Here is a 13,457-nt window from a genome sequence, read left to right on the forward strand (position 1 = left end):
CAGAGCATCTTGCCAGGTCACAAGGGCAAAGCCCAACTGCTAGCGAGATAACTTAAAGCATTCAGAGGCTTCTAGCTGCGGGTTTCTGAGCCATCGGAACCGTCAGGATCGTCAGTACCTTCACCCTCGTCATCGTCCAAGCTAAGCCCCAGCTCTTCCAGCTCGGCCTTGAGGTTCTCCATCGACAATTCAATGTCCTGCTGCCCAGCCCCTGCACCCGCAGCGTGTGGCTGTCCGTGACCGTGCAGCCGCTGCATACCGCTGGACAACTCGCCATCCTCGGCATCCAAAGCATCGTCGGGCAGGCTATTGCCGACCTCGGCGTAGGCGGGGTAAATCACGTTACGTTCCAGGTCTTCGCGCAGAGTTTCATCGCAGTAGGCCACCTGCAGCGCATTGCTGGTCAGCTCCAACAGTTGCCACAGCTCCAGGTCACAGTGTTCGGCCAGCAACTCGAATTCGCGGGACATCGTGGTTCCAGAGACCAGGCGGTTGTCCGTGTTCACGGTGCACAGGAAGCCCATCTCGTACAGCAGGCCGAAAGGATGTTCCGCCACATCGTCGCAGATGCCCGTCTGTGTGTTGGAGGTCGGGCAGATCTCCAAGGCGATGCGCTGGTCGCGCATAAAGCGGGCTACCTGCCCCAGCTCAATACCGCTCATGGTGGCATTAAAGTCTTCGTACACGCGTACGCCGTGACCGATACGTCGGGCACCCTGCGCTAGGGCGTCACGAAGAGAATCCACACCTGCGGCCTCACCAGCGTGAATGGTGAAAGGAACAAGATTTTGGCGCAGCAACTCAAAAGCGGCAGCATGCTTCGACGGCGGGAAACCATCCTCGGCGCCGGCAATGTCGAAACCGACGACATAGCCTTCACCCGGAGTGTGCTCACCGTAGTTATCGACCGTGAGCTGCGCGATTTCCTCGGAGCGATCGGCGTGGCGCATAGCGCACAGGATGAGACGCACGTGAATGCGGCCGCCCTTTTCAGCTACGATCCGCTCACCTTCCTTAACGCCTTGCACGGTGGCTTCAACGACCTGTTGCAAGGTAAGGCCATCGGCCTGGTGCTGTTCGGGGGCGTAGCGCAGTTCGGCGTAGCACACGTTATCGGCAGCCAGATCCTCAACTGCCTCGCGAGTGATGCGCACCAGCCCCTCGGCGGTCTGCATCACGGCGGTGGTGTGGTCGAAGGTCGTAAGGTACGTGGGCAGGTCGCCGGAGTTCGCTGCCTCGTAGAACCACTGCTCCAGCTCTGCGGGGTCGGTGGTGGGCAGTTCGTAGCCGATTTTCTCGGCGAGCTCGACCAGGGTGGCGGGACGCACCCCGCCGTCGAGGTGGTCGTGGAGTTCTACCTTGGGAAGGGACGCGATGATGTCAGAGTCGATCATGTCTAACGATCCTAGCGACATCCGCGTCCCGGGAGAGTTGCTGGTTGGAGCTAACTAGCGACGGAAGAGCTTAGAAACCAGTCCACCCGCTACTACACCTGCGGCAGCGCCGACGCCGAGAAGGCCAGCGCGGTTCGCATCCGTGCTTCCTGTACGCACCTCCTGGCGCACGCGAATAACGGCTGCCGGGGGTGCTTCGGGGCGCAGGTTCGCCAGGGACTCGGGTGTGGTGGCAGCCCATGCGGAGCAGTACAGCAGGATTCGCCAAACGAAATACATAAGCACCATCAGACCGATGATCGGGCCGAAGGCCGCGCCCGCCGGGTTGGAAAGTGCTTTGGAGAAGAACATGGTGGCGAATTGTTTGAAGATCTCAAACAGTACCGCGCCGATGATTGCTGCCTTCACCGCGGACTTGCGCGGCACCTTCGTGCGTGGCAAGTAGAGGATCATCCAGAAGAAAACTAAGAAGTTGGCGATCAACGCCACTACCAGGGCCACAGCAAAGGTGATGTAGCGAATGCCAGGGACGTCTGCCAGCCCCACGCTGTCTAGCAGCTGAGCGGTCAGGCCGGAATTACCGATAGTGGTTACCGCGAAGGCAAGAATCAGGGAAACCAGCAGACCAATTAGACCGATCAGATCCTTGATCTTGCCGGAGAGGAAGCTGTCCGCCTGGCCTGGTACCTTCCACATCTCGGATACGCCCATGCGCAGGTGCGCAATCCAGCCCAGTCCGGTCCACAGCGCCAGCAGCAGACCGATGGAGAAGACGGACTTACGCTGCTCGATGGACTGCTCGATAATAGTCTGCAGAACCTCGCCCATGTTGCCGTCGCCCATGGTGGCGACCTTGTCCATGACCTCGTTCAGCAGCTTTTCGTTGCCGGCCAGAATCATGGCCATGACGGCCAGCACCAGCATCATCAGCGGGAAGATGGTCATCACGGAGAAGTAGGTGATGCCCGCGGCATACTGGTTGCCGCCCTGTTCGGTGTACCGATCCTGCATCCGCAGCACGTGGTCTAGCCACGGCCACTTCTCGCGGTACTTATCCAGCGGATCTGGATCGTCTTTGCGGGATCGCTCCACGCCGTAGTTATCCAGGTTTTTCTTATCAGGATCGGTGGTCGCCAAGGGGACGGCCCTTCCTTCCGGTCGTCTCGTCTCGAAGATTCTCACATTAGTAAAGCACGGCGGGCGCGGGCGCGCTTTACTGTTGCCTTACTGTTCTGCCAAGAAGCCCACGCGCTCGTAGACCTGCTCGATGGTCTTCGACGCGATCTCGCGGGCTCGCTCTGCACCACTAGCGAGGATGCGGTGCAGCTCCGCGGGGTCCGCCATGTACTCGTCGTAGCGCTGTCGCAGCGGGGAACAGAATGCCTCCAGTACCTCAGCGGTGTCCTTCTTCAGATCACCATATCCAGAGCCGGCCTTCTGGTAGCCCTCCACCAGCTCGTCGATACTCTTGTCTCCCAGTGCGGACTGGATGACCAGCAGATTCGATACGCCCGGCTTGTTTTCCTTGTCGTAGCGGATCTCACCGTCGTTGTCGGTCACAGCAGAGCGGATGCGCTTGGCGGAGACCTTCGGGTCATCCAGCAGGTTAATCAGACCCTTGGGGTTGTCCGTGGACTTCGACATCTTGGCCGTGGGGTTCTGCAGGTCGTAGATCTTGGCCGCGCCTTCGGGGATGAAGCCTTCTGGCACCACGAAGGTCTTCTTGTAGCGGGAGTTAAAACGCTCCGCGAGGTTGCGCGTAAGCTCCAGGTGCTGCCGCTGGTCCTCGCCCACCGGAACCAGGTGCGGGCGGTACAGCAGGATATCCGCAGCCATCAGCATCGGGTAGGCATACAGGCCGGAGGTCGTATTGTCGCCGCCCTGCTTTGCCGACTTGTCCTTGAACTGCGTCATGCGGCGCGCTTCACCGTCGCCGGTGATGCACATCAGCACCCATGCCAGCTGAGTGTGCTCTGGCACGTGGGACTGGACGTACAGGGTGGAGCGCTCCGGGTCGATGCCCAGCGCCAGCAGCTGTGCCACGCCCGCGAGGGTGCGCTTGCGCAGGTCCTTCGGGTTGTAGCCCGGCACGGTGATGGCGTGCTGGTCGGGGATGAAGTAAAAGGTCTCGTAATCTTCCTGCAGCTTAATGAACTGCTTTACGGCACCCAGGTAGTTGCCCAGATGGTAGGAATCGCTGGTCGGCTGCAGGCCGGAGACGACGCGCTGTTTCTTCGCAGGTTGGTTCATAGTAGGTAACCTTACTCGTCACGGTTGTCGGGTTCTGTGGGCGGGTTTGGTGACGCCCCGTCGTCCTCGTACTCAAACTCCCCCCGATCGACCAGTTCAAACCGGTTTTCGTTTCGTCGCTTCTTCTGCCCCTTTTTGTCCTTCGGGGCGCGCGGAGCCCCCAGGCTGCGCCGGCGCATCTCTCGGCGACGTACACCGGCCTTGTTGAGTGCCCACATAGTCAATCGGCCAGCGGGGTCGCGTACATATTCCCGTTCTTGGTACTCAAACACGGGCAAGGAAATGCGGTAGAAAATCGCCAACAGACGTAGGCCAAAGGCAAAGAACAGGCAGATGACGATGACGAATTGGCTGCCGATCGTCTGATCCAGGTCAAAGTGCAGCATGCTCATGTACATCACGGCCACGAGGATGGCGATAGAGGCATAGAGCTCCTCGTTAAACACCAGCGGCACTCGATCGCAGAGGATGTCGCGTAGCACACCGCCGAAAACGCCCGTCACCACGGAGGACACCACAACGATCAGAGGGCTGTGCCCCATCTCCAACGCCACCTGCGCGCCGAGCAGGGCAAAGGTGGATAGACCCACTGCATCCAGCACCAGGAAGATGGTGCGGAAGTAGTCCATCAGGAAGCTCGCCAGCACCGTTACCAACGCTGCAACGAGCACGATCGCCAGGAAGATTGGCTCGTCCACCCAGCGCAATGGGTAGTGGCCGAACAGCATGTCACGCACCGTGCCGCCACCGAAGGCGGTCACGGCGGCGATGAGCATGACGCCGAACATGTCCATCCGCTGCCGTCCCGCAGCCAACGCCGCCGTCATCGACTCGGCGGTAAGCCCCAGGACGTAGAGGACGGTTAGCATGTGTACTCCACCAACACCGGTGAGTGATCCGACCAGCGCTGGTCGTAGGCTGCGGCTTTGTCAACCCACACATTGTTCGCGCTGAGTGCGCGCTCCAGCATGCCGCGGGTGGCCACCTGCAGATCGATGCGCCAGCCCGCGTCGGTGTCGAAAGCCTGACCGCGGTAAGTCCACCAGGAGTACGGGCCGGCCTGCTCCGGCAGAACCCGACGCATGACATCGAAGTACTGCGGATCCTTTGCTGCGCCGGCTGCCAGGCGAGCTGCAGCAATCTCGCCCGGCGCGTAATCAACCGCACCGAAGAAGTCCCCGGCCACGCCAGCGGGGTTGCCATTGCGGCCCGCGTCCTCTGCGTCCGCAACCTGAGTTGCTTCATCTGGGAAGGTGCCCAGGACGGAATCCATAAAGGCTCGCTCATCCGGCAGATAGCCCGACTTCTTACGGTTGGTCTTCCAATTCTTTAGGTCTTCGCGGCGGTGGCAAATATTCCAATCGCCGCCGATAACCAGCTCCCCCTGCCCAGCGCGGTTGTTGAGGTACTCGCCGAAAGAATCCAAGAAACGGTACTTTTCATCCTGCTTTGCCGTCCCCGCCGCACCGCTGGGCAAGTACAGGGAAGCCACGCGCACCGGCAGGTCGCCGGCATCCACCGTGGCCTCTATATAGCGGCCAGAGTCAGCGAACTCCTCGTCCCCAAAGCCAACCTGCACTTCTCGCAGTGGCAGACGGGACAGGATGGCCACCCCGGCACGTCCCTTTGCGGCTGCAGGCGCCTGTTCCAGATGCCACTCGTCCAAGACAGATTCCAGCGCAGCGCGCGTCTGCTTTTCATCCGCGCGCACCTCTTGCATCAACACCACGTCGGCCGGAGTATTTTCCAGCCACGGCAGGATCCCCTGATTATCCTCGTGACGCACCTTCGCCGCGGCACGGATACCGTTGACGTTCACCGTCGCAATAGTCAAAGACTTCATGCGCCCTACCCTACTAAGTAGGTCAGACAACCACCCCGACGAGTGCGCCAGTAGCGCAGCGCGAAGAATCTACCCGCGAGCAGCCGCAAGCTGACGGCGTCGTAAGAAGTAGGCAGGAACCCACAGCAGTGCGCCGCAGGCAGCCATCACAGCACCGGCTAGGGCCGGGGTGGAATATCCATAACCAGCGGAGATGACGGCGCCGCCCACCGCTGCACCGGCCGCATTGGCCATATTCAGCGCGGAGTGGTTCAGCGCCGCAGCGAGGGTTTGAGCATCGCCCGCCACATCCATCAGGCGGGTTTGCAGGTTCGGCACCAGGGTGGAACCCAAAAGTCCGATTACTCCGAAGTTTATGATTCCCAGCACTGCGTTGTGCGACAGGAAGTAGAAAGCGGACAGCACCACGATCAAGGTCAGCAGAGTGCCAAGGATCGCATACTCCAGGTTCCGGTCAGCCAACACGCCACCGATGTACGTACCGATGACCATGCCAATGCCATAGACCATCAGCGGAATCCAGATCAGGTCAGCGTTGAAGCCCGCGTTCTCCGTCAGCGTCCACGAGATATAGGTGTAGACCGCGAACATACCGCCGAAGCCAACAGTGCCGATAGCCAACGTCATAAGAACCTGCGAATTAACCAGTGCGCCAAGCTCGGTGATCGGCTTTGTGCGGGGCATCAACGTCATGTGCGGAACCGTGAACCACAGCGCAATGAAGGTAATGATGCCGATGACCGCAACCATCGCGAAAGCCGCGTTCCACCCAAGGGCAGAACCCAAGCCCTGCGCAACTGGCACGCCAATAACCGTGGCGATTGAAAGTCCCATGCCCGTCAACGCCACTGCCTTACCACGCTTGCCATTCGGGGCCATCGACGCCGCGATCAGCGCGGTAACGGAGAAGTAGGCACCATGCGGGAAACCTGCGATGAAGCGCGAAATCATCAGCACCCAATAGGAATGTGCAAAGACGCTGAGGCCGTTGCCGATAACGAAAGCCCCCATAAGGATCAATGCCAGGCGTCGGCGCGGAATTGAACCCGTAAGCGTCGTAATCAGCGGAGCGCCAATGACCACTCCCAGCGCATAGGCAGAGATTACGTGGCCGGCCTCCCCCTCGGTGATGGAAAAGTCATCCGCGATGAGGTTCAGCAGCCCCATTGCCACGAACTCAGTCGTACCGATACCGAAACCACCCAGAGCCATCGCAATCATGGCTATATAACGGTGGCGGGTGGAAATCTCCGTTTGGCGCGGTATAGGGCGGCGCGATGGCAGCTTGGTTAGGCGAGATTTAGAGCTATTTTGGCGGATTCGATTCACAGGCATCGCTTGCTTTCATGGGTAGGTTGGGCGGCGGGTGGGTGTAACAAAAAATATTTTTGCTCTTTAACCACAAACTGGCCGCGCGGTGGGCGGTAACCCCGTATCATTCACGGGTTTGCTATTTGCCGTATTCTTGGATCGTAAACCACGAAAAGATCAACTAACTAACTAGAGGCTGGGAGACGAACGCCACATGGCAAAGATCATCTACACCCGCACCGACGAAGCCCCACTCTTGGCGACTTATTCTTTGAAGCCAATCGTGGAGGCTTTTGCTTCTACCTCTGGAGTGGAGGTGGAGACCCGCGATATCTCACTGGCCGCCCGTATCCTTGCCGCGTTCTCCGATGTGCTGCCCGAGGAGCAGAAGGTTGACGACGCTCTGGCTGAGCTCGGCGAACTAGCCAAGACCCCGGATGCGAACATCATCAAGCTGCCGAATATCTCCGCGTCGATCCCGCAGCTGAAGGCCGCCATCGCGGAGCTGCAGAAGGCCGGATACGACTTGCCGGACTACCCGGCTGAGCCAAAGACGGACGAGGAACGCGATGCACAGGCTCGCTACGATTCAGTGAAGGGCTCTGCTGTGAACCCGGTGCTGCGTGAGGGTAACTCCGACCGTCGCGCGCCGAAGGCCGTGAAGAACTTTGCCCGCAAGCACCCGCACTCCATGGGTAAGTGGTCGCCAGAGTCGAAGACGAACGTCGCGACGATGGAGGCAGATGACTTCCGCCACAACGAGAAGTCCGTCATCATCGATGGTGATGACACCCTGCGCATCCAGCTGGTCAAGCCGAACGGTGAGACGCAGGTGCTCAAGGAATCCTTGCCGGTTTTGGACAAGGAAATTATTGACGCCACCGTTATGCGTGCCGATGCTCTCAGCACTTTCTTCAGGGCTCAGGTGGCACGCGCGAAGGCGGAGGACGTGCTGTTCTCCGTGCATCTGAAGGCCACGATGATGAAGGTCTCCGACCCGATCATGTTCGGCCACGCCGTGCGTGCTTACTTCAGCGATGTCTTCGAGCAGTACGGTGACCAGCTGCTGCCGGCTGGCCTGAATGGCGAGAACGGCCTGGGCGCAATCCTGGATTCGCTGGACGCTGGCGAGGTCGAAGGTGCCGCAGAGATCCGCGAGGCCTTTGACAAGGCTCTGGCTGATGGCCCGGATCTGGCGATGGTGAACTCCGACAAGGGCATCACTAACCTGCACGTTCCTTCCGACGTGATCGTGGATGCTTCCATGCCGGCTATGATCCGCACCTCTGGCCAGATGTGGAACAAGAACAATGAGACGCAGGATACGCTAGCGGTTCTGCCTGATTCCTCCTACGCAGGCATCTACCAGGTAGTTATCGATGACTGCCGCAAGAACGGCGCCTTCGACCCGACGACGATGGGCACCGTCCCGAATGTCGGCCTGATGGCGCAGAAGGCCGAGGAGTACGGTTCGCACGACAAGACTTTCCGCATTCCGGCCGAGGGGCGCGTGCAGGTTCTGAACGAGGCCGGCGACGTACTGATGGAGCACGAGGTCTCCGAGGGCGATATTTGGCGCGCATGCCAGACCAAGGACATTCCGCTGCAGGATTGGGTGAAGCTGGCTGTGACGCGCGCTAGCGCTACCGGCGCCCCGGCAGTGTTCTGGCTGGATCCAAAGCGTGAGCACGACATGAACGTGAAGAAGCAGGTAGAGACCTACCTGAAGGATCACGACACCGCGGATCTGGACATCCGCATCCTGTCTCCGGAGGAGGCAATGCAGCTGTCCATCGACCGCATCCGTGCTGGTGAGGATACTATTTCGGTCACGGGTAACGTGCTGCGCGATTATCTGACTGACCTGTTCCCGATCATGGAGCTGGGCACGTCCGCAAAGATGCTGTCCGTGGTTCCGCTGATCGCCGGTGGTGGCCTGTTTGAGACGGGTGCCGGCGGTTCCGCTCCGAAGCACGTGGCTCAGCTGACCGAGGAGAACCACCTGCGCTGGGATTCTCTGGGCGAGTTCCTGGCTCTGGCGGAGTCCTTGCGCAAACTGCAGGAGACGGATAACAATCCACGCACCCCTATTCTGGGCGATGCTCTGGATGCCGCTACCGAGGCGCTGTTGAACGAGTCGAAGTCCCCGTCCCGCAAGGTCGGCGAGATCGACAACCGCGGCTCTCACTTCTACCTGGCGAAATTCTGGGCACGTGAGCTAGCTGACCAGACTCGCGACGCGGAGCTGGCAGAGATCTTCAAGCCTGTTGCTGACGCCCTCGAGGCCAACGAGGAGAAGATTTCCCAGGAGCTGCTGGATGTTCAGGGGCACGAGGTGGATCTGGGCGGCTACTACTGGCCAGATGACGAGAAGACGTTCGCAGTGATGCGTCCGTCCGCGACCTTCAACGAGATCATCGACGGCCTAAACTCCAACAAGTAGTATTGCTGCGAGTTTTACCCCGGAGCTGGCATTAGGATGCCGGCGCCGGGGTTTCTTCATGCACAGTTTCCTCCCTCTCCTCCCCGTTCACGCTGCGAATGTCGCTAGATCGGGAATCTGTAACGCGTCTACACAAAACACAATTTGTTGCAGCTTCCTGACCAGGCCTTTTAGAGTTTTGACAACGGCTTCTAATAACAGATTCCCGTTTTAGCGACATTCCCCCGCAACCCCCGGAGCTATCCCCCGCAACCAAACCATACAAATATAGACTAAGCAGTACGGATAACTTCTAGGCGCTAAACACGCCACTACCTGGCATTTTATGGCGTCGAGAAGAAAAAAGTAGACAGAGCGGTTTACTTTTATGGCATGCCGGTCTATCGTCGTAAAGCAACAAGCCCAAATAACAAGCAAAACGACAGACCCCAAAGGATCGCACCCAATGCCCAAGTACAACAACGAAAACGCAGAGAAGTGGGGTTTCGCCACCCGCCAGATCCACGCTGGCCAACCTGTCGGCGATACCGGCGCCCGTAACCTGCCGATCCACTTCACCTCCAGCTACGTCTTCAACGATGCCGAGCACGCCAAGCAGCGCTTCCACTTAGAAGACCTCGGACCGATTTACTCGCGCCTGACCAACCCCACGGTAGAAGCGCTGGAGAACCGCTTGAACTCCCTAGAAGGCGGCGTGCACGCAGTGGCATTCGCCTCGGGCATGGCTGCCGAGACCGCCGCGATCCTCAACCTCGCTGGCACCGGCGACCACATCGTCGCCTCCCCGCGTCTGTACGGCGGCACCGAGACGCTGCTGCAGCACACCTTGCCAAAGCTGGGAATCGAAACGACTTTTGTGGACAACCCGGACGACCCGGAATCCTGGCAGGCCGCCGTCCGCCCGAACACCAAGGCCTTCTTCGCCGAGACCTTCGCAAACCCGCAGGCCGATGTGTTGAACATCCCGGCTGTGGCGGAGGTTGCGCACAACAACAGCGTTCCGCTAATCGTGGATAACACCCTGGCCACCGCTGCGCTGGTCCGTCCGTTGGAGCTCGGCGCCGACGTCGTAGTCGCATCCCTGACGAAGTTCTACACGGGTAACGGCTCCGGCCTGGGCGGCATCATCGTCGACGGCGGCTCCTTCGACTGGTCCGTCGAGCGCGATGGCCAGCCAGTCTTCCCTGGCTTCGTCAACCCGGATCCCGCTTACCACGGCCTGAAGTACGTAGACCTGGCCCCGGCTGCCTTCGGCATGAAGCTCCGCGCCGGCATTATCCGCGATACGGGCGCCACTCTCTCCGCCTTTAACGCCTGGGTCGTGGCTCAAGGTCTAGATACGCTGACCTTGCGCATCGCCAAGCACAATGAAAACGCAAAGGCCGTAGCCGAGTTCCTGGCTGACCAGCCGCAGGTTGCCACAGTGAACTACGCGGGTCTGCCTACCTCCCCCTGGTTCAAGGTCAAGGAAGAGTTGGGGCTGGAGTACACGGGCTCCGTCCTGAGTTTCGGCCTCAAGGTAGATGACCCGAACTCGGAGGAAGCTAAGGAGAAGGCCTGGGCTTTTATTGATGCCCTGCAGCTGCACTCCGACCTAGCGAATGTCGGCGATGTACGTTCCCTGGTGGTGCACCCAGCCACCACTACGCATTCCCAGTCCGACGCGACCGGCCTGGCTCGTGCTGGTGTCTCCCATGCGACCGTCCGCCTGTCCGTTGGCATCGAGGACATCACCGACATCATCGATGACCTCAAGCGCGGCTTCGAGGCTATCTAGAACACACAATTTACTGGGCTGATACCTCATGAACCCCGAGTTCCTCCCCGCTTCTGGTACGTCGCGCACGGTGCCTATCGGCGACGTTGTCACGGAGGCGGGTGTGACTATTGTTGACGCCGAACTCCGTTTCTTCGCGTTCTACGACTCTTCGGAGGGCGACGCGGACTATGCCGAGTTCTCCGCAGGTCCCGAGCCGGGACTATCCCCGGAGGAACGACCTGTTGTACTGATCGAACATGCCCTGACTGGCGACGGCAATGCCGCTGACTGGTGGGCGGACATGGTCGGCCCGAATAAGCCGATCGATACCACCCGCTATTTGGTGCTGTGCGCCAATGTGCTGGGCGGATGCCAGGGGTCCACTGGGCCTAGCTCACCACATCCCGATGGCAAGGCATGGGGTTCGCGATTCCCCGGTCTATCGATCCGCGACATGGTTGTGGCAGAACGGCAGTTGCTGGAGCGTATCGGCGTCACAAGGATCCATGCCCTTATCGGCGCTTCGATGGGCGGGGCGCGGGTGCTTGAGTGGTCGCTCATGTACCCGCACATGATCAACGCAGCATTACCCATCGCGGTAAGCGCACGCGCGTCGGCCTGGCAGATCGGCTTGCAGTCCAGCCAGATTCGCTTTATTGAAGCGGACCCGGCCTGGCATGGCGGCGATTACTACTCCACGGGCGAGGTGCCATCACACGGCCTGGGGCAGGCACGTCGGATTGCGCACCTGACTTATCGCGGAGAGCTGGAAGTAGACGAACGCTTCGGGGTGGATCCGCAGCGGAATGAGAACCCCTACGGCCCCTACCGCGACCCACAGCAGCGCTTCGCGGTAGAGAGCTATCTAGACCGCCAAGCAGAGAAATTGGTCGCACGCTTCGATGCAGGCAGCTATGTGGTACTGACGGATGCCCTGAACAGGCATGATGTAGGTCGGGGTCGGGGTGGCATGAATGCAGCTCTAGGGTCGTGCAAAGTACCGACGATGGTGGTGGGCGTGGATACCGATATTCTGTACCCGCTGCACCAGCAGGAACACCTTTCACGCAACCTGGGCGACTTCATTGGCATGTCGAAAATCACCTCCCCCACTGGTCACGACGGGTTTCTGATCGAGTCGCGGCAGATGGGTCAGGTGTTAACGAAATTCCTGGCTAAGGCGGAGATCATTGCCGAGGGAAGTTCTGTCCCCGCAGCTACGCTGAATTAACTCACCAGCGGGTCGACGCTCACGGCAATCCACAGAATGCCGAATCCGATTGCCGCGGTGAAGGCCGTATCGAAGCGGCGTGAACGCACCGCCAGGATTCCCAGCACGCGGGAATCCAGAAGTAGGCGCAGGACGGCCAGGTAGAGCATAGCGCTGCCCAGCATCACGCTGGCGCGACGCCACCTGTCCACCAGCAAAAGGGCGATGACAGCCAGCAGCATCAACACGAACAGCCCCAGAAGCGCCATCTGCACATTACGGGAGAGCCTGGATGGCGGGTTATTCCGGTCGTGGGGGTTATCGAGTAAGCGCAGGCGCGCATCCCCAATGCGGGCGGGGCGGGAGCGATTAGTCACGCAGCAGATTCTCCGCACGCTCGACGACATTGCGCACGAGGAAGGCACGGGTCAGTGGCCCCACTCCCCCAGGGTTGGGCGAAACAGCGCCGGCGATTTCCCACACGTCCGGGTGCACATCGCCCTTCAGCTTGCCGTCCTCGCCGCGGGACACTCCCACGTCCAGGATGGCAGCACCGGGCTTGACCATATCTGCGGTCAGCATGTGCGGCACACCAGCGGCGGCCACGATAACGTCCGCAGCCTTCGTCTCCGCCGCCAGGTCTTTCGTGCCGGTGTGGCACAGGGTGACAGTGGAGTTCTCGCTGCGGCGGGTGAGCATCAGGCCGATCGGGCGGCCGACCGTCACTCCGCGGCCGATGACTACAACTTTCGCGCCGTTCAACTCCACACCGAAGCGGCTGAGCAGGTGGATCGCGCCATTGGGAGTACAGGGCAATGGAGCGGGCTCGTTGAGCACCAGCTTGCCGAGGTTCACCGGGTGCAGGCCATCGGCATCCTTGTCCGGATCGATGCGCTCCAGCACAGCGTTTTCATCCAGGTGCTTCGGCAGCGGCAGCTGCACGATGTAGCCGGTGCAGGCATCGTCAGCGTTCAGCTCGTCAATGACTGCGTTGAGCTCTTCCTGGGAAACGTCCGCCGGGAGGTCCTTGCGGATGGAGTTCACGCCGATCTGCTCGCAGTCCTTGTGCTTCATGCGCACATAGGAGTGGCTGGCCGGGTCGTCGCCCACCAGCACGGTGGCCAGGCCGGGAGTCACGCCCTTTTCCTTCAGCGCGGCGACGCGCTGTTCCAGGTCGGCGAAGATCTCGTCGCGGTAGAGTTTTCCATCCAATTTAGTAGCTGCCATGAGCCCCATTATTCCACGCG

Annotated in this window: 11 protein-coding genes; 3 read left to right on the forward strand and 8 right to left on the reverse strand. The window is 60.3% G+C overall.

Going from position 1 to position 13,457, the window contains the following annotated elements:
- Positions 1-71: 71 nt before the first annotated feature.
- The 6 genes from ACWXWJ_RS03935 to ACWXWJ_RS03960 form a co-directional block, all read right to left on the reverse strand.
- Complete coding sequence (locus ACWXWJ_RS03935) at positions 72-1,394, reverse strand: adenosine deaminase (protein WP_293790737.1); 1,323 nt, start codon at positions 1,392-1,394, stop codon at positions 72-74.
- A gap of 54 nt (positions 1,395-1,448) precedes the next feature.
- Positions 1,449-2,531, reverse strand: a complete 1,083-nt coding sequence (locus ACWXWJ_RS03940) for a YhjD/YihY/BrkB family envelope integrity protein (RefSeq protein ID WP_473963616.1) — start codon at positions 2,529-2,531, stop codon at positions 1,449-1,451.
- Positions 2,532-2,618: 87 nt separating this feature from the next.
- Complete coding sequence (gene trpS, locus ACWXWJ_RS03945; RefSeq protein ID WP_034977831.1) at positions 2,619-3,644, reverse strand: tryptophan--tRNA ligase; 1,026 nt, start codon at positions 3,642-3,644, stop codon at positions 2,619-2,621.
- A gap of 11 nt (positions 3,645-3,655) precedes the next feature.
- Positions 3,656-4,513, reverse strand: coding sequence for a trimeric intracellular cation channel family protein (locus ACWXWJ_RS03950; protein ID WP_473963617.1), 858 nt, complete (start codon positions 4,511-4,513; stop codon positions 3,656-3,658).
- Positions 4,507-5,487 carry an exodeoxyribonuclease III gene (locus ACWXWJ_RS03955; RefSeq protein WP_448308029.1) on the reverse strand — a complete coding sequence of 327 codons (981 nt, stop codon included), beginning with the start codon at positions 5,485-5,487 and terminating at the stop codon, positions 4,507-4,509. Before ACWXWJ_RS03955 ends, ACWXWJ_RS03950 begins: the two co-directional genes overlap by 7 nt.
- A gap of 69 nt (positions 5,488-5,556) precedes the next feature.
- Complete coding sequence (locus ACWXWJ_RS03960; RefSeq protein ID WP_473963639.1) at positions 5,557-6,771, reverse strand: MFS transporter; 1,215 nt, start codon at positions 6,769-6,771, stop codon at positions 5,557-5,559.
- 241 nt (positions 6,772-7,012) lie between these two features.
- Here ACWXWJ_RS03960 and ACWXWJ_RS03965 point away from each other — a divergent pair, with 241 nt between their 5' ends.
- The 3 genes from ACWXWJ_RS03965 to metX all read left to right on the forward strand — a co-directional run bounded on the left by ACWXWJ_RS03965 (position 7,013) and on the right by metX (position 12,231).
- Positions 7,013-9,241: an NADP-dependent isocitrate dehydrogenase gene (locus tag ACWXWJ_RS03965; RefSeq protein ID WP_293790731.1), complete on the forward strand. Its 2,229-nt coding sequence runs from the start codon at positions 7,013-7,015 to the stop codon at positions 9,239-9,241.
- Positions 9,242-9,686: 445 nt separating this feature from the next.
- The gene (locus ACWXWJ_RS03970; protein WP_473963618.1) at positions 9,687-11,018 is read left to right on the forward strand and encodes an O-acetylhomoserine/O-acetylserine sulfhydrylase; all 1,332 of its coding nucleotides are present in this window, start codon (positions 9,687-9,689) and stop codon (positions 11,016-11,018) included.
- 28 nt (positions 11,019-11,046) lie between these two features.
- A complete protein-coding gene (gene metX / locus ACWXWJ_RS03975; RefSeq protein ID WP_293790729.1) occupies positions 11,047-12,231 on the forward strand; it encodes a homoserine O-acetyltransferase MetX in 1,185 nt (394 codons plus the stop codon).
- Here the strand turns inward: metX and ACWXWJ_RS03980 are convergent.
- Positions 12,228-12,587 (reverse strand): DUF3017 domain-containing protein, encoded by a 360-nt coding sequence (locus ACWXWJ_RS03980; RefSeq protein WP_473963619.1) that lies wholly within the window; start codon positions 12,585-12,587, stop codon positions 12,228-12,230. The two genes, metX and ACWXWJ_RS03980, sit on opposite strands and share 4 nt — an antisense overlap.
- Entirely contained in the window at positions 12,580-13,437 is an 858-nt protein-coding gene (locus ACWXWJ_RS03985) for a bifunctional methylenetetrahydrofolate dehydrogenase/methenyltetrahydrofolate cyclohydrolase (RefSeq protein ID WP_287861863.1), read from the reverse strand. The genes ACWXWJ_RS03980 and ACWXWJ_RS03985 overlap by 8 nt, the downstream gene beginning before the upstream one ends.
- Positions 13,438-13,457 lie beyond the last annotated feature (20 nt).

It is taken from the genome of Corynebacterium sp. p3-SID1761, from assembly GCF_055862885.1.